Raw genomic sequence first — 16837 nt, forward strand, 5'->3', positions numbered from 1 at the left:
CTAGATCCCCGACCATTGGCGCAGGGCGACGATCGGCCGACGGAACAGGTAATAAAACAGCGAAACCTGCTCGCCATAGACTCGCGCCGTGCCGCGCAAACCCAGCCGCGAAATATTGTCTGCCGCATCAGCTGCGCGAGCGCTTACGGCAAAGCTGGCAACACCGGCGGGATCGGTTTCGGCTTTGTATGCGGCCCGCACCACTTGCGCTTCAATCGGTTGCAGGGGCGCGGCGTCGAGGAACACTTTAACCCGCGCTGCGTCGCGCAAATTGACCGCATCGGCGACTGCAACCTGAAGTTTGAACTCCACTTGCTGCGGGTTGGCGACCTGCATGATCGCCTCGCCAACAGCCACCGGCCGCCCCACCCAATCGCGCGGATCACCGTACAAAGCCACGCCAGCCTGCTGCGCGGTAATCACCGATTTATCCAGCATGGCCTTGGCAAAATCGCGCTCGGCCCGCGCCACCTGCGCCTCGGTTTGCGCCACCGCCAACTCACGCTTGGCACTGGAGTCGCCAATTGACGCCTGCTGATAGCGAAGCATCTTGGCCCGCGCCACCTGCAGCTTTTGCTCGGCCACTTCAAAGTCGCTGCGCAGCGCCGTGTCGACCAACTGCACCAGCGGGTTGCCGATATTCACCGCAGTGCCGGGCTGAACCACAATTCGCTCGACCACCCCAGCCACGGGCGCAGCCACTACAAACGGCGCGCGTGCTACAACCTCTACTGGCGCCAGAGTCATCAGCGGGACTTTGACCAGCGCCAACACCAGAGCTAGCAGAAACGCCAATCCGGCAAAAGCTGCCGTGCGCGATTTGTGCCGTCGCCATGCCGGTAACGGCTGCGCGCGCCCGGCAATGGCCAGCGCGCCATGGGCATAGGCCTGCGCCAAGCGGCTGGCCAGGGTAATGTGCTGCTCCTCCCACGTGTGATCGGCAGCCAACAACCAGCCCACACCCAGCGCTGTACCGCCGTCGTGCAACGGCAGCCACAACAAATGACGCAAAGCAGCCTGCTCAGTGCAGGGATCATGCTCATCCGCGTACTGCGGCAACTCAAATGATTCTGGCTGCAAGCCACCGTCGCTGCTCTGCGTGAGTTTCTCAACCAAACGCTGATACCAAAGCACCATCGGCGCATCACGCTGCACCTCGGCCAGACCACTGATCGCCAGCACCCGCCACGCCGACGTCGACTTGCCGCGCAACGAAGCTCTGGATTCGAGCACCAGCGATTCGCCGAAGGGAATGAGCACCGCGCTTTCATTAACCAAGTGCTGCCAGAGTGCGTCGCGTTGCAAACAGCTGCGCAATTCACCTTCTATGCGGATCAGGTGCGCCGCATTGACCGAGGTGGCTGTCGGGCTGGCACTTTGCGCCTCGGCTGCGCGCGCCCGTGAGGCCAGGAACTCGTTGGCATCGACGAGCTTGCGCGACGCCGCACCACCTGTGGTGGCGTCGGTGCCGGTGGCACGTTGCTCGTCCGAGGGATTCATGGGCTTGATTCTGATTCTGGGGTCACGGCCGTCAATGCATTCATGCTGGACTGGCCGCTCATGCCAGGCAGCACTTGCGCGGGAACATCAGCCACGGTGCTGATGACTTTGATGGTTTGGCTGACCGGGTCGACTGCCGCCGACACGCGGCTGACCTTGGCATTAAGGGTGTCGCCGGTTTCATCAACGGTGAAGGCCACCGTTGAGCCATTCTTGAGCCAGCGCAACCAGCGCGAAGGCACCACCATGTGCAACTCCAGCGGGCCATCGCTGACAATGTGAATCAACGGCTCATTGGCTGGCGGGGTTTCACTGGTGCGCGCCAACGTCTCAACCACGCGCCCGGAGAATGGCGCCAGCACTTTACAGCCGAGCATGCTCTGCTCAATGGCCCGCGCCTGCGCTGAACGCTCTTGCCCCTTGAATTTGGCGATGTCGGCATCGGCGCGGCCGGTGGCGCCCATGCGCAGCAACTCATCCTGTACATCCGAATTACGCGCTTCGGCTGCTGCGCCCGCCCGCGCGGCTGACAGCTCAGCCGTTAGCCGTCCGCAATCGAAACTGACCAGCAATGCGCCTTTGGCAAAGCGGTCACCCTCGCGCAATGGCATGTCAGTAATGCGCGCCGAAATGGGGCTCGAGAGCACAGCTTCCTGCTCTGCTTTGAGCACGCCGCGCGCCACATTCAAGTCGCCCTCTGCCCACACGCGAGGCAACACAAAGCTGGCCACTGTAGTGAGCAGCACCAGCGGCCACAGCCGACGTTTCACAAGGCCTCCACTTGGGCCAGGGCATCGCCCCGCCCGGCCCATAGTCTGCGTAACTTGCCTGCGAGCACATCCACCGAATCGGCACTGCTCATGGTCGGGTCTATCGGGTCGATGCCGATGGAGGCATAGACATTGGCGTACGCATTTTGCAGGTCGGCCAACGCCATATCCATGCGCACCTCAGCCACGACCGAGTTCATTTGCTCGCGGATCAAGGTTTGCTGGCTGACACTTTCAGCGCGATAACCGGCATCAATCTGCGCCTCGATTTTGCGTTGCACGCGCAAATAGCGCTCTGCGGTATTGAGCTCACGCTTGCGTAATTCATACCGCGCCTGGCTGACGGATAACTGCGTGGCCACGGCCATGGTCAAGGCCAGCGCACGCTCATCAAGCAACTGCGCCTGGGCATCGATACGATCCCGGTCTGCACCGTAACGGAATACGTTGAGCAGGTTCCAACTGGCCTGAGCGCCCCAGCCGGTCCAACTGCTGTTGTACAGATAACTGTTGTCATTGACGTTAGCGCCAACGAACAACTTCAGATTAGGCAATGCACGCAGCAAAGTGGCGGTGGTTTCACGCTCATTGCTGCGCATCTGATAGGCCACTTCACGCAGCTCAGGACGGTTCTCAACCGCCAGCCGCAGCATTTGGCTGTACGGCTGATCAATGCTCTTCCACTCTTTTGGCTCAGCCGGGAATTTAATGCTGTAATCCTGACCCGGCTCGAGATTCATCAGGCCTGCCAATTGCTGCTTGGCCACACCCAGCTCGCGCGCCAGCGACTGCACATCGCGACTGATCGTCAGCAGTTCGCGCTCATAACTCAAAGCCACCAACGGTCGGGTCAGCCCGCTGGACTCCTGCTCCTCTGCTTGCTTCAAGGCCGCTTCGGTGGTGCGTTCAAGTTCCAGGGTCTTGCCCAACATGCGCTCGGCACAGGCTGCACGCCAAAAAGCTGTGCGCACATCTTCGACAATCCGCTGGATGACTTTGCGCTTGCGCTCTTCGGCAAGCATGACTGCGTCACCGGCTTGCTGTGCGCGGACGTACGACAAGCCAAAATCAAGCACATCCCAGCTCAGCGCCAAGTCACTGGCCAGCACTTCACGGTCACTGGAGGTAGACGGTTCGAGGGACTGCTGGCCCGTTAACAAGGACCGGCTACTGCCACCGGAGTCGTTGCTGCGGCCGTTGTAATCGAGGGTGCCGACCAGCCGGGGCAACATGTCGTAGCGGCTCAGATCCAGTTCCCGCACACGCACCGCGTGCTCCATCATTTCCACCCGGTAATCGAGGTTGTACTTGATGGCACGGGCCATAGCCGAATAAAGGTCGATGGGGGCGGTTACAGGCTCTTGCTGGGCGGCGACACGCTTCAACAGGTCATCAGCGCGCTGTTGGTGCTCTTGCTCACTCAATGATTCGGGTTTGACGCTGCAGCCACCAATAGCAGTGCTGAGCAATAAGACGGCTAAAGCAGTTCTGCGATGCCTGAGTGAAAGCATGTGCGCACTATCCATTGATACATCTGCTCCTAAAGCGCCGCCCGTTGCCGCCGCAACAGACCGTATGAACACTTACGCAAAGCACACAGCAGATTTTCCCCAGCGAAATCGCCTGCCCCTCCTGCATCAGCAGTTCGAGACGGCCACCAAGCGTTGCTACAGGCGAATCTACATCTAAGCCACTTGTTCGAAAGTGTTAGCGACGGGGTGAAATGCTGCCAAGTGAACTGGCTGCCAACTGCATTTCAGATGATTGAAAGTCGTCACATGTATTACGTCAGAACAGAACAGGAACAATTCATTGGCAAATTGGCAAGCACAATTAGGCACTAATTAATTGGTTATAAAAGCTCGGCTATATTCGCCGAAAACAAACTCAAAAGTGGCACATCAAGCGAACATAACGTCCAACGCCTGACTTAAAAAGCCCCCAAAAACAGGCCATTTAATTTGCCGGTTGACCACTTTTTGGCATGCCATTACGATATTCGTAATTCAATTACAAAAAAATACTCAAAATGACCACTCTTCAATATCTCTCAGGCTTTGCCAACGAGTTCAGCAGTGAAGCACTTCCCGGCGCACTGCCTGTTGGCCAGAATTCGCCGCAAAAAGTGCCATACGGTCTGTACAGCGAACTGCTTTCTGGCACCGCATTCACGGTGCCCCGGACAGAAGCGCGGCGCACTTGGATGTATCGCATCAAGCCGTCGGCCAATCACCCGGCATTCAAGCGGCTTGAACAACAGCTGCCAAACAGCCAGCTAGGGCCTGTCACGCCGAATCGGCTGCGCTGGAATCCGTTTGAGCTGCCGGACGAACCCACTGACTTCATCGCAGGTTTGCAGCTTATGGCCGCAACCGAGGCGGCCGATAAAGCCAGCGGCGTCAGCGTTTACCTGTACGGCGCCAACTGCTCGATGCAACGAGTGTTGATGAACGCAGACGGCGAGTGGTTATTCGTGCCGCAGCAAGGCCGTTTGCGCTTGGTCACGGAGCTGGGCGTTGTGCAGGTGGAGCCGCTGGAGATCGCGGTAATCCCACGCGGGATGAAGTTCCGTGTCGAACTGCTCGACGCCACTGCTCGCGGCTACCTGTGTGAAAACCACGGGTGCGCCCTGCGCCTGCCTGATTTAGGCCCGATTGGCAGTAACGGCCTGGCCAATCCACGGGACTTCCTGACGCCGGTCGCGCACTTTGAAAACATCGACCAACCCACGCAGTTGGTGCAAAAGTTTCTCGGCGAACTGTGGGCAACCGAACTGGATCACTCGCCACTCGACGTAGTGGCCTGGCACGGTAATAACGTGCCGTACAAATATGACCTGCGCCGCTTCAACACCATCGGCACTGTGAGTTTCGATCACCCGGACCCGTCAATTTTCACCGTACTCACCTCTCCCGGCGTAACAACCGGGCAGGCCAATATGGACTTTGTGATTTTCCCGCCACGCTGGATGGTCGCCGAAAATACGTTCCGGCCACCGTGGTTCCACCGCAATCTGATGAACGAGATGATGGGGTTGATCCAGGGCAGCTACGACGCCAAAGCCGAGGGTTTCAGCGCCGGTGGTGTATCGCTGCACAATTGCATGAGTGCCCACGGCCCGGACAACACCACCACAACGCAAGCCATTGCGGCAGACTTGAAGCCGCACAAGCTGGATAACACCATGGCTTTCATGTTCGAAACCTGCAGTGTTTTGCGGCCCACCCGCTTCGCGCTGGAAGCGCCGCAACTGCAAGGCAATTACGACGACTGCTGGGCCCACATGGCGAAAACCTTCAACCCTGAGCAACCTTAAACGGTTGTGTATCAAGCCTGGCCTTGCGTGATCCATACCGGTTCGCGCAAGGCCTTGGCCAACGCATTGAGCGGCAGTGCTTCGAAATGCCGCATTTTGTGCCCCAGTTCGCTACCTATATGCCCCAATTCGAGGCAAAGCTGTCCTTTCAGTCAGAATCAACGCCCTCCACCCGCCAAATCTGGACGTATATAAAACCCTGCGCAATTATTTTTCCTTTTAACAACAACAGTTTGTTTGGCTGGCGATATAAAATTAGCTTATCTGGCGCTAATTTTGCTTTAGACCCAGCAGCCTGACCCAATAGACAGGTTTAACAACGATAATTCTGCACACCAGGAGCAACACCGAATGATGCGTACACTCTCCACCATGATGTTGGCCGGCGGGCTTCTGGCGGGCGGCCAGGCAGCAGTTGCGGGCGACTTACTGCAATGGCAAAACAACAGCCTCACCTATCTGTACGGCGAAAACTTCAAAGTAGACCCGGACACTCAGCAAACGCTGACGTTTGAGCATGCCAGTGGTTGGAGCGTGGGCGACCTGTTCTTCTTCGTAGACGGCATTACTTACAATGACGGTGAAAACGGTGCGGGCGACTCGAAGACTTTCTACGGCGAACTTTCTCCTCGCCTGTCGATGGGCAAACTGTTCAACAGCAAGATCCAGTTTGGTCCGGTAACAGACGTCCTACTTGCGATGACGTACGAGTTCGGCGAAGACGACACTGAGTCTTACCTGATCGGTCCAGCCGTTGATCTGGCGATCCCGGGTTTCGATTACTTCCAGTTGAACACTTATTTGCGCACCACTGACGGCAAGCGCGATGGTGATAACGTCTGGCAGATTACGCCGGTCTGGAGCTACACCATTCCGGTTGGCAACTCCGACATCCTGTTCGACGGTTTCATGGACTGGGTTGTGGACAACGACGACTCCTACCACGCCAACCTGCACTTCAACCCACAGATCAAATACGACATGGGTAAAGCGCTCAGCTGGGGCGAGAAGCAGCTGTACGTGGGTATCGAGTACGACTACTGGAAAGACAAGTACGGTATCGACAACGACGGTTTCGTAGGCAGTGAAATCCTTGACGGCACCAACCAAAGCGCGACCAACTTCATCGTAAAAGCGCACTTCTAAGTAAGTCCGGCCACAGGCCAACGCTGCCTTGAGTGCAGGTTGGCCCGTGGCTTTCAAAGACCACCCAAACGATCTAGCCTCACCCGACTTTCGAGGCATCCTTGCAGCCCCTCGTTTGTGTTTAGATGGTGCCCTCATCTGTGCACCGTTTATATCGAGAGCTGCCCATGACTGCGCGTACCTTCCTGCTGACCGCACTGGCGATGCTTGCATTTGCCGGTAACTCGCTGCTCTGTCGCCTGGCGTTAAAAGCCACAACCATCGACGCTGCCACCTTCACCAGTGTGCGCCTGCTCTGCGGTGCGCTGACTTTATGGCTGTTGCTGCAATGGCGCAGCAGTGGCAAAACCGCTGCCGGAAGCTGGGCAGGCGCTGTTTCGCTGTTCATCTATGCGGCCGCGTTCTCGTTTGCCTATATCAGTCTCGACACCGGCGTCGGGGCGCTGCTGCTGTTTGGTGCAGTGCAGGTCAGCATGATTGTTTACGGTTTTTACAGCGGTGAACGTTTCAACAAGCTCACCAGCTGCGGCCTGATTCTGGCGCTGGCCGGCTTGCTCATACTGCTCTTGCCAGGCGCCAAGGCACCCGCACTCGGTGGTGCGCTGCTGATGTTATTGGCCGGTGTTGCCTGGGGCGCGTATTCCTTGTTGGGGCGCAAAGTTGCCGACCCGCTGGCCGCAACAGCCGGTAATTTTATTCGCGCCGTGCCGCTGGCCCTGCTGCTCAGCCTGATCCTCATCAGCCGAACCCAATGGGACGCCAGCGGTCTGTTCTATGCGGCGCTTTCCGGCGCGCTGACCTCAGGCGTGGGTTACGCCATCTGGTACACCGCCCTGAACGGGCTCAAATCCATTCAGGCTGCCACCGTACAACTCAGCGTGCCGATCTTGGCGGCGCTGGCAGGCAGCCTGGTACTGGGAGAAGCACTGAGCCTTCGCCTGTTAATAAGCTCGGTGGCCGTGCTCGGCGGCATTGCGCTGGTACTCTCGGCCAAACAACGCGCAGCGTAGGGCCGGCTTGCCTGATTAACGCGCATACAACAGCCGCGCCCGCTAGACTCAAGGCTCATTACTGCAAGGAATTCTGCCCATGGTACGCGCCATTACATTGCTGCAACGCGCCCTGTTCACCGCTCTGCTACTCAGCCTTGCGGCGTGCAGCACGCTGGGCATGCGCGACCCGCTGAAGATTAATCTGGTGGGCGTCGAACCTCTGCAAGGCCAAGGCCTTGAGGTACGTTTCGCGGTCAAATTGCGCGTCCAGAACCCCAACGATTCGGTGATCGACTACAACGGTATAGCCATTGATCTTGAAGTGAACAATCAGCCGCTGGCCAGCGGTGTAAGCAACCAAAGTGGGCAAGTGCCAGGTTTTGGCGAAGCGGTGATCAGCGTTCCAGTGACCATTTCTGCATTCTCGGCAATGCGCCAGGCCATGGGCGCTACCGGCTTCAAGCCCGAGCAGGGATTGCCGTACAAATTAAGCGGCAAGCTCGCGGGCGGGCTGTTCGGCACAGTGCGTTTCAGCGACACAGGCACACTCGATCTGCCGGCGCCCACAACTGCTTACTGAGCCGCAGGCTGGCCGAGCATCACCTGATTTCGACCATTATTCTTGCCGGCATAAAGCGCCTCGTCAGCGCGGGCGATTGCGCTGTCCAAGCCTTCATGAGGCTGAAGTTCGACCACACCAAGGGTCAGCGTCAGGCCAACATCATGGCCATTCAGGCACAGGGCATTGCGCGACACTTCAACGCGTATTCGCTCGGCCAACTGCCGGGCTCCCTGAAGGTCGGTAACCGGCAGCATGATCAGAAACTCTTCGCCACCCCACCGACAGCAACTGTCGCCGTCGCGAGCGATCTGCATAATCGTCTGGCTGACATGCAATAAGGCCTGATCGCCGAACTGGTGACCGTAACGGTCATTGATCAATTTGAAATGATCGATATCCGCCAGAATCATCGACAGCGCCGAATGCTTCTCAAAACTGTGATCCAACTCATCCGCGGCCACTTCAGCCATGCGCCTGCGGTTGATCATGCCGGTTAACGGATCATAAGCGGCCATGTGTTCCAGCTTGGAGTTCATACCCGCCACAACCATAAAGTGGCGCATCACAAACAGCGAAATCACACTAAACGCAGTGGCAAGATTCAGCAGCCGCAGACACTCGAGAGCCTGCGCTGAAATATCCGGGTCTGGAGCCGTACGCTGCTCCAGCGCCAACATTTGCAGCATCAGTAACACGCACAGCACAACCTTGTGCCAGATGCGAATTCGGCCACTGAAGGCGACCAGAGGGGTCATCGCAAAAAGCAGATAGTGAAAGCCCGCACGGGCGCCAAATTGAGTGCAATACACGCTCAACTGTATGCCGAAGGCCAATATCAGCAACGCCAAACCGCCGATAAATACCGGGAAAGAGCGACGATTGATGACCAGCAGATAAAGCGGTGCCTGAACCAGAATGAGCAGCGCGCTGAAGGCCCACCAACGGCTGCCGTAAGACAGGAACAGGGAAAGGTGAAGCAGATTGATCACACTGAGAATTACAATTCCCCAGCGCACCAGCGAACGAAACGAGCGGCGGATGAACACGGTGTCGTACGGATCATCTTGCCTGGATTCTGGGTTTGACTGCATATGCGGTACATCCCTGTACGAAACAACCCAATAACTACAAAGCCTACAACAATAGGCCACACCGCCCAGCTTCCTGCTGCGCAGTGGCACATCCGGCTTCTTGCAAGGCCATCGGTCGCGGCTGGCAAGCCGATGGATCAGCCACGCTGTCGCAACGCTATAAAGCGCTCGGCATGACTATTCACAGAGTAGCTGAAAGCGCTTCAGAACGGCTGTTTGAGCTTCAATCAGCAACCTAACACAGCTCACTTTAAGAGAGAGTACAGGGTTGTCAAATTGCTCAATATACATAGTAAGGATGTTTTACAGAGCAAATCGGCCTAATAGCTTTACACAAGCTTTACACGAACTTACGGATAATTACCGAGTTTAGGCGTTCAATATTGTTGTGCGGTATTAGCCGCAATTTTTGCAGGAGTACTCCTTATGATTGGCCGACTTCCCTTACTCTTGGCCGGCATACTCAGCTTGGCCGTTGCAGGCCAGGCCTCAGCCCACGGCCATAATGATGGCGTGATTGCCGGTGCGGTGGTTGGTGCAGTAATTGGTGGAGCAATTGTTGCTAACAGCCGTTATCAGCCGGCGCCGGTGTATGTGCAGCCCGCACCGCAGCCGGTGTATTACCCGCCTCAACCGGTTTACTACGCACCGCCGCCACCGGTTTACTATCAGCCAGCACCGGTGTACTACCGCCAGACGCGCGTAATCGTAGCGCCGCGCTATCGCTATTACGGAGGCGGCTACCACCACGGCGGCGGTCATGGTCACGGCCATGGCGGCCACCATCGTTAAGCCAACCAAGCCCCGCTCAATGCGGGGCTTTTTGCATGTGCCCCGGCGACAGCTAAATCCCTATATAATGCAGGTCTTTAGCCCGCCTTTGAGGACTCACCGTGAGCACTTTGCCAGCCTGCCCAAAATGTAATTCCGAATACACCTATCAGGATGGCTTGATGCTGATGTGCCCGGAATGTGCCCATGAGTGGGCAGCGGACGGCAGTGATGAAGCGGCCGCAGTCGACGCCAAGGTAATCAAAGACTCGGTCGGCAACACCCTTGAGGACGGCGATACCGTCACGGTCATCAAGGACCTCAAGGTCAAAGGCTCATCGCTGGTGGTGAAGGTTGGCACCAAGGTCAAAGGCATCCGCCTGTGTGATGGCGACCATGATATCGACTGCAAGATCGATGGCATTGGCGCCATGAAACTCAAGTCCGAGTTTGTCCGCAAAGTTTAATCCTCCCCCGCCACGCTCGCCCTGCAATCGGGCGAGCGGCTTCAGCGCAAGAGTATCTTTAAGCTCAGTTCGCGCCCTGTCGGCCAGCCGTTTTCAGTGCATGCTATGGTTGTTGAATCAGCCAATGATCCGAGACAGAGCCAATGCGCGTGATGTTGTTCAGTTTGCTTGTGGGTTTAAGCACCTCGACTCTCGCCGAGACTTGGCGGGTGGTTGGTAGCGAACAGTTCGCGCCCTACAGCTACACCACCGCGACTGACAGTGAACCGCAAGGTCTGGATGTCGATTTAGTCCGTGCCGTGCTGGATGAGGCCGGTATTGAATACCATCTGCGATTGTACCCGTGGCAGCGGGCTAAAAAGATGCTGGAGACCGGCGAGGCAGAGATGGCATTCGTGTTTGCCGGAACGGCCGAGCGCCAGCGTCAATACCAGCTGATTGGGCCTATTCGTGAGGGCTCGACACGCTTCATGAGCCGCCGTGATTTCGCCCTTGAAGACTGGCAGAGCCTCGCGGATTTGGCGCCCTACGTGATTGGCCAGGTGCTGGGCTACGCCTACGAAACTGCATTCGACAACGCCGCGCTCAAGCGTGACGAAACGGCCCAGCAACCCGGCCAGTTGGTCTCAATGCTGTTAGCTAAACGGATCGAACTGATTGTTGGCGATAGCTTGCAGTTACAGTACCTGGCACGCCAGCAACATGGCAGCGAACACGTACGGATGCTGCCCACTCCTCTGGTGAAAATGCCGCGTTATGTTGCCTTTGGCAAAAATGATTTGCACCGTGCCAAGCAGTTCAATGCCGCGCTGGAAAAGCTGAGAGACACTGGCGAACTGGACGCTATAGTTGAGCGCTGGAGACAGCAAATAAGATTGCCTCAACCCAACTCGATTGAAGTTGAGCCAGAACCTGACCTTGAACATCAGAGTTGATCATGCGCATTGCCACATTCTTATTTGCAATTACTTGCCTGCTCGGCCTCAGCGCTTGTGGTCTCGGCGAAACTGCAGCCACCGCCAGCCTGCAGGCCAAACAGGCCGAGCAGGCGCAGCAGCAGATGAAACAACTTAAAGAGCAGGTTGAGCAAGCCAATCAGGCCAGCAACCTGCGCCTCAACGATGCCATGAAACAAAGCCAGTGACACTCACGCGCGAGCTCTAGAACTCAAGCAATTTGAATCCGGCATCGGCCTTTTTCAGCAGCGCTTGTTGGTCGCCAGACTGGTTCCACTTGCTGCGACCATCCAGCTCTGCACTCTTGTGAAACAACAGCAGCATGCTGCCGACCACCTTGAAGTTGGTCGGGTCGATAGCCATCTTTTTGCCCTCAGTCAGGCTGAATGCACAAAAGGCGCCGTAGTGCGGAACATAGTGCGCCGGATTGCCATTGAACAACGCAACCTGCTCAGGGGATGTCAGGTAATAGGTTTGGTCTTTGTACTCGGCCTGAAACTTTTCACTACCAAGCTCCGCCTTGTTCTTAGTGAAATATGAAACAGGGCTGTAGCCGCCAATGGCGGGCGTTGCAGCCTGCACCTGGCTACAAAACAGGAACGCGCCAACCAGCAGGACCTGAGCGGTCCGTAAAAGCGTGTGGGTACGAGACATAAGCTAACCATCCTTAGTGAGCATTGAGAAAACCGGCGCTACCATCCGTGGGCGCATCCGGACTGCACTCTAACATTGCAGCTCGGCGCTGTGGGGCCCGCTGGATTTACCTGAACGTCTGCGCGCAACCCGCAGATCAAAATCGTTCATAGCCAAACAGCGAATTTCAAATTACCTTGAATACAAACCAATCAGGGAAGAACGATGGCCAACAAAACCCCACAGTCCGCCCAGCAAACTCATCTTGCCGTACTCATCGACGCCGATAATGCGCCGGCTGCGATTGTTGAGGGTCTGTTTGAAGAGATTGCAAAATACGGCATTGCCAGCGTCAAGCGCATCTACGGCGACTGGACGCTGCCCAATCTCGGCAGTTGGAAGAAAGTCCTGCTTGATCACTCGATCCAGCCCATCCAGCAATTCGCCTACACCAAAGGCAAAAACGCGACGGACAGCTCGCTGATCATCGATGCGATGGACCTGCTCTACACCCGCCGTTTTGACGGCTTTTGCCTGGTCTCCAGCGACAGTGATTTCACCCGGCTGGCAGCACGCCTGCGCGAAGAAGGCCTGACTGTTTATGGCTTCGGTGAAGAGAAAACGCCCTCACCTTTTGTGTCCGCCTGCGACAAGTTCATCTACACCGAGATACTGCGCGCCGACGCAAAAGAGCATGACAAACAAACCCCGGACTCGGCTGATGACGCCCACCCGGAACCCGCCAAACAGCCGTCGCAACGCAAAAATCAGAAAGCCCCAGTCGAGTTTATTGGCAAGGTTATCGATGACATTGATGACGAAGACGGCTGGGTGCAACTGGGCGCACTCGGCTCAAACATCACCAAACTACGCCCGGCGTTTGATGCTCGCCTCTATGGTTTCAAAAAGCTCAGCGACCTGATCAGAGCCAACCCGCAGCGCTTCGAGTTGCAAACAAAGGCCGTCAGCTCCACCGGCGGCGAAGCACTTTATGTACGCAACAGAAAAGCAGCGAGATAGTGGGTATACAGCAGGTGTGAGTGGTCAAAACGGTACTGCAACAGGCATGCGAAACTGCACTCAATTTGAACACCCGATTGTGTTCGGCCTGACCCGTTATTTTCAGTCGGCTTGACCACCGGTTACATCGGACTTGACCGGCACACTTCGTAATCCTGACCGGCAGAGAATGGTCGGTTTTGACCGGTCGAGACAGGCAGTAACCGGCAAAAACCGGTCACTCGAAATTGGTCACGAAAGCAGAGCCGGACTAGTAACTCAGCCTCTCCTTACACAGGTAAGCCATGCATCATACTGTGTCCGCCACTGTCGTACTCTGAAAGTTGAGCAGGCCAGAAAGTGAATATGACCCTGCGCGCAGAGAATTTAACTACTGCGGTACGGCTGCAATCACCGAGATTTCTACCAGCAACTCCGGGCTGGCCATTTTAGCCTCTACGCAGGCACGCGCAGGGGCGAAGCCTGCTGGAACCCAGCTGTCCCATACACTGTTCATCTCGGCGAACAGGCTCATATCTTTCAGGTAGATGGTGGCTGACAGCAGCTGCTCACGATTGCTGCCGACCGACGCCAGCAGCGCATCGACCTTGGCCAGCATGGTGCGGGTTTGCTCCTGAATGCCGCTGCTACGATCTTCAGCGACCTGGCCGCATAAATAAGCGGTCTGGTTATGCACCACGACTCGGCTCATCCGCGCGGCTGTTTCGTATCGGCTAATGCTCATCACTTGTCCTATTGGTTTTTCATGTTGAAATGACACGCTACTGCTTGTCCCCGTGGCTCACCAGAGAAGCCAGTTCACCCAGGCAAAGAGGTTTTATCGGCGCGCGGATCGTGTAATAACCTACTTGGTCGATGGCGACATTGCGCTCGGCGGCGATGATCTGCGCCACGGTGAGACCGCACATGCGGCCCTGACAGGGGCCCATTCCGGCACGACTAAACGCCTTGGTCTGATTTGGACCGCTACAGCCAAGCCCCACAAAACGGCGGATATCGCCGGCACTGACCTCCTCGCAACGACATACGATGGTTTCATCGACCGGCAGCAGGAACTCGACAGCCGGTTGGTAAAGCACATCTAGAAACGGCCGGATAACCATCAACCTATTCAGGGTCTGATGCACCGGCCGTGCCAGCATGTCCCGTTCAGCGCTGCCAAGGCGCCCCTGCTGGCAGGCAACTTGCCAGGCCGTCAGACGCCCGAAGTGCTCTGCAGCCAGTGCGCCTCCTATCCCGGCGGAGTCGCCAGCGACGAAGACACCGCCGATCGAGGTTTCGCCCCAGGAATCGGTCTGCGGATGCCAGCATTGCTGTTGTTCGTGCCATAAATGCCGAGCATCCATGGCACGGGTCAATTGCACATTTGGTACCACGCCCTGATGCACCAGAAGTGACTTGCAGTTGATAACGCGGCTATGGCCTCGCTGCTGAAAGTGCACTTGCGCCACGCGGCCGCTGCTGTCAGCGTCGGCGCTCAGCTTCGTCACCCCACTGAGCATGTTGATACCAGCCTTGCGCAGCGAAACCAGATAGCCGAGGCCCTTGAACAGCATACGCCACCCCCGTAGCGCGCCGAGCCCATGGCGCAATGCTTTGAAGTAGTTGGATGACGGCGTGGTATCGAGCACTGCGCTGATCGACACTCCGGCCTTATGCAGCTGCCAGGCAATCAACAACAACAACGGACCACTGCCTGCCAATACAAGCGGGCCTGGCGGGGTCAGGGCGCTGCTCTTCAACAGAATCTGCGCGGCGCCACAGCTCATCACACCGGGCAGTGTCCAGCCAGGGAAGGGAACCGGCCGTTCCTGTGCGCCGGTGGCCAGCAAGATTTTCGCCGCACGTAAGGTGCGACTATGTCCGCCGATGGACACACTGAGTACGCGCTCCGAGCTGATGTCCCAGACCGTGGTCGAACTAAAGTAATCGATCTGTGTATGCTGCAGCGCATCCACCAGTTTGCGCCCGTAATAGTAATCGGGGCCCAGCACTCGGGTGTCGGCCGGAGCAGGCTTGCCTACGCTGCGGTAGATCTGCCCACCCGGGGCGGCTTGTTCGTCAAGCAAGGCGACATCTAGGCCATGCTGACAGGCCGTAGTCGCGGCGGCCATCCCGGCGGGTCCGGCGCCGACTACGACCAAGTCATATATTCGCTCGCTCACGAGTACATCTCCTGCTCTGCCATCGAGAGGTATCTGGCGCCGGTCTGCGGAAGGATTTTCATACCCTCAGCCACCAGCGTCATGCAGCCCTGCACATTGGGGACGCCATCGACCTCCACTAGGCACTCGAAGCACACACCCATCATGCAGTATGGGGCGCGCGAGCTGCCGGACAGCGGAGTTGTGCGTGAAGGAATCATGCCCGCGGCCAGCACTGCTGCGGCCACTGTATCTCCCGCTCGGGCATTGAATGTCGCGCCATCGATCTCTACCAGCACCGTGCCACCGTCTTCATTTGCCAAGCGTTTAAACATCAAATCGTGCTGCACGGAACACCTCCAAAGAAAAGGCTTCAGGTTTGCCTGCTATCCAGTCGGCGATCGGTCCTGAATGAGCGGCACCAAGGGTGACACCGCTATGGCAGGTCACTAGAAATGCCCCGGGGCAGACACGCGACTCTTCATATATTGGATACCCATCCGGGGTCATCACCCGCAATGCGCCCCAGGCGCGAACCATGCGTACGTTTTCCAGCAGCGGAAACATCCGCGTTGCCCGATGAGCAATCTGTGCCATCACCTCGGTAGTGGTGCCGCTGTTGAAGCCGACGTCTTCCTTGGAGTCGCCCAGCTGCATGGTGCCGTCCCCTGTCTGGCGCACATGACCGGTGGGATAATGGAGAAACGGCTGTATGCGTTCGGTGATCAAAATCTGTCCGCGGTTGGGCTGGACCGGGGCCGACAGCCCCAGTTGGGGGGCCAGTACCTTATTGCCGAGACCGGCAGCCAGCACCACCTTTGCAGAGTTCCAGCGGTCATGCCCGGCCACTACGCTAAAGCCACCGTCCTGCTGACGGATCTCGCCGATGGAGGCATTGCTGAGCAACTTACCGCCCCGGGCGATAAAAGCCTCGGCCAAGGCCCGCAATAGCAGTAACGGATTCAAATGACCGTCCTCCAGCCCCAATGTAGCGCCGGCAACATGGGGGCCGATCGCGGGCACAAGAGCTTTGAGTTGTGCATGGTCAAGCACCTTGAACGGGTAATCGCCGCCAGCCTGCTCGCGCATAGCACAAAGCATGCGCTGGCGTTGTTCCAGTTCGGCGTCGTCCAGGCAAATCAGCAGCCCGCCTTGCTGGGAAAGTTGAACATCGATGCCGGTGAAGGACTCAAGCTCTTGGGCAAAGTCTCCCCACAAACGCGCCGACAAACGTGACAACTGGGCGTATTCGGGACAGGTATCGCCCTTGCCCTGCACCCATACCAGGCCGAAGTTTCCCCGAGAAGCGCGCAGGGCGATGTCGCCCTCATCCAGCACGGTGACCTTCAAGCCATTGCGGATAAGGCCTAGCGCAATGGCCAGGCCAACGAGTCCGCCGCCGATCACGGTGACATCCGTTTCGCGACAGTCTGCCCGTAAGCGAACCGACATGGCCTACTCCTTTTAAA

Annotated in this window: 18 protein-coding genes; 9 read left to right on the plus strand and 9 right to left on the minus strand. The window is 57.4% G+C overall.

The features are described from left to right. Genes PMYSY11_RS16600 through PMYSY11_RS16610 form a run of 3 tightly spaced genes read right to left on the minus strand, consistent with a single transcriptional unit; the run spans window position 1 to window position 3739 of the window. Window positions 1–1500 (minus strand): efflux RND transporter periplasmic adaptor subunit, encoded by a 1500-nt coding sequence (locus PMYSY11_RS16600; RefSeq protein WP_150547470.1) that lies wholly within the window; start codon window positions 1498–1500, stop codon window positions 1–3. Then, on the minus strand, window positions 1497–2270 hold the full coding sequence (locus PMYSY11_RS16605; RefSeq protein WP_172970630.1) for an efflux RND transporter periplasmic adaptor subunit: 774 nt from the start codon (window positions 2268–2270) through the stop codon (window positions 1497–1499). The genes PMYSY11_RS16600 and PMYSY11_RS16605 overlap by 4 nt, the downstream gene beginning before the upstream one ends. Next, window positions 2267–3739, minus strand: a complete 1473-nt coding sequence (locus tag PMYSY11_RS16610) for a TolC family protein (protein WP_204881716.1) — start codon at window positions 3737–3739, stop codon at window positions 2267–2269. The genes PMYSY11_RS16605 and PMYSY11_RS16610 overlap by 4 nt, the downstream gene beginning before the upstream one ends. A 560-nt stretch (window positions 3740–4299) precedes the next feature. Between PMYSY11_RS16610 and hmgA the strand changes: the two genes are divergently transcribed. The 4 genes from hmgA to PMYSY11_RS16630 all read left to right on the plus strand — a co-directional run bounded on the left by hmgA (window position 4300) and on the right by PMYSY11_RS16630 (window position 8304). After that, window positions 4300–5586 (plus strand): homogentisate 1,2-dioxygenase, encoded by a 1287-nt coding sequence (hmgA, locus tag PMYSY11_RS16615; RefSeq protein ID WP_172970631.1) that lies wholly within the window; start codon window positions 4300–4302, stop codon window positions 5584–5586. A 354-nt stretch (window positions 5587–5940) separates the two neighbouring features. After that, window positions 5941–6732: an outer membrane protein OmpK gene (locus PMYSY11_RS16620; RefSeq protein WP_197737980.1), complete on the plus strand. Its 792-nt coding sequence runs from the start codon at window positions 5941–5943 to the stop codon at window positions 6730–6732. Window positions 6733–6899: 167 nt separating this feature from the next. Continuing rightward, window positions 6900–7742, plus strand: a complete 843-nt coding sequence (locus tag PMYSY11_RS16625; protein ID WP_150547473.1) for a DMT family transporter — start codon at window positions 6900–6902, stop codon at window positions 7740–7742. Between the two features lie 79 nt (window positions 7743–7821). Continuing rightward, entirely contained in the window at window positions 7822–8304 is a 483-nt protein-coding gene (locus PMYSY11_RS16630) for an LEA/WHy family protein (RefSeq protein WP_150547474.1), read from the plus strand. Here the strand turns inward: PMYSY11_RS16630 and PMYSY11_RS16635 are convergent. Next, window positions 8298–9467 (minus strand): GGDEF domain-containing protein, encoded by a 1170-nt coding sequence (locus tag PMYSY11_RS16635; protein WP_204881717.1) that lies wholly within the window; start codon window positions 9465–9467, stop codon window positions 8298–8300. The two genes, PMYSY11_RS16630 and PMYSY11_RS16635, sit on opposite strands and share 7 nt — an antisense overlap. 336 nt (window positions 9468–9803) lie before the next feature. Here PMYSY11_RS16635 and PMYSY11_RS16640 point away from each other — a divergent pair, with 336 nt between their 5' ends. The 4 genes from PMYSY11_RS16640 (at window position 9804) to PMYSY11_RS16655 (ending at window position 11759) form a co-directional block, all read left to right on the plus strand. Continuing rightward, complete coding sequence (locus PMYSY11_RS16640; protein ID WP_069899621.1) at window positions 9804–10169, plus strand: hypothetical protein; 366 nt, start codon at window positions 9804–9806, stop codon at window positions 10167–10169. 101 nt (window positions 10170–10270) lie between these two features. Then, the gene (locus tag PMYSY11_RS16645; RefSeq protein ID WP_150547476.1) at window positions 10271–10615 is read left to right on the plus strand and encodes a zinc ribbon domain-containing protein YjdM; all 345 of its coding nucleotides are present in this window, start codon (window positions 10271–10273) and stop codon (window positions 10613–10615) included. 143 nt (window positions 10616–10758) lie between these two features. After that, window positions 10759–11550 carry a substrate-binding periplasmic protein gene (locus tag PMYSY11_RS16650; RefSeq protein ID WP_150547477.1) on the plus strand — a complete coding sequence of 264 codons (792 nt, stop codon included), beginning with the start codon at window positions 10759–10761 and terminating at the stop codon, window positions 11548–11550. A 2-nt stretch (window positions 11551–11552) separates the two neighbouring features. After that, entirely contained in the window at window positions 11553–11759 is a 207-nt protein-coding gene (locus PMYSY11_RS16655; RefSeq protein ID WP_150547478.1) for a hypothetical protein, read from the plus strand. A 16-nt stretch (window positions 11760–11775) separates the two neighbouring features. Here PMYSY11_RS16655 and PMYSY11_RS16660 read toward each other — a convergent pair whose 3' ends face one another. Continuing rightward, window positions 11776–12225 (minus strand): YHS domain-containing (seleno)protein, encoded by a 450-nt coding sequence (locus PMYSY11_RS16660; protein ID WP_150547479.1) that lies wholly within the window; start codon window positions 12223–12225, stop codon window positions 11776–11778. A 204-nt stretch (window positions 12226–12429) separates the two neighbouring features. Here PMYSY11_RS16660 and PMYSY11_RS16665 point away from each other — a divergent pair, with 204 nt between their 5' ends. After that, complete coding sequence (locus tag PMYSY11_RS16665) at window positions 12430–13224, plus strand: NYN domain-containing protein (protein ID WP_150547480.1); 795 nt, start codon at window positions 12430–12432, stop codon at window positions 13222–13224. A gap of 370 nt (window positions 13225–13594) precedes the next feature. Here PMYSY11_RS16665 and PMYSY11_RS16670 read toward each other — a convergent pair whose 3' ends face one another. Genes PMYSY11_RS16670 through PMYSY11_RS16685 form a run of 4 tightly spaced genes read right to left on the minus strand, consistent with a single transcriptional unit; the run spans window position 13595 to window position 16820 of the window. Continuing rightward, window positions 13595–13948 (minus strand): RidA family protein, encoded by a 354-nt coding sequence (locus PMYSY11_RS16670; protein ID WP_090509059.1) that lies wholly within the window; start codon window positions 13946–13948, stop codon window positions 13595–13597. A 37-nt stretch (window positions 13949–13985) separates the two neighbouring features. Beyond that, complete coding sequence (locus PMYSY11_RS16675) at window positions 13986–15389, minus strand: FAD/NAD(P)-dependent oxidoreductase (protein ID WP_150547481.1); 1404 nt, start codon at window positions 15387–15389, stop codon at window positions 13986–13988. Next, window positions 15386–15703 carry a (2Fe-2S)-binding protein gene (locus tag PMYSY11_RS16680; RefSeq protein ID WP_090509226.1) on the minus strand — a complete coding sequence of 106 codons (318 nt, stop codon included), beginning with the start codon at window positions 15701–15703 and terminating at the stop codon, window positions 15386–15388. Before PMYSY11_RS16680 ends, PMYSY11_RS16675 begins: the two co-directional genes overlap by 4 nt. Further along, window positions 15696–16820: an NAD(P)/FAD-dependent oxidoreductase gene (locus tag PMYSY11_RS16685; RefSeq protein ID WP_090509063.1), complete on the minus strand. Its 1125-nt coding sequence runs from the start codon at window positions 16818–16820 to the stop codon at window positions 15696–15698. The genes PMYSY11_RS16680 and PMYSY11_RS16685 overlap by 8 nt, the downstream gene beginning before the upstream one ends. Window positions 16821–16837 lie beyond the last annotated feature (17 nt).

Source organism: Pseudomonas marincola, from assembly GCF_900682675.2.
Classification (GTDB): Bacteria; Pseudomonadota; Gammaproteobacteria; order Pseudomonadales; family Pseudomonadaceae; genus Aquipseudomonas; species Aquipseudomonas marincola.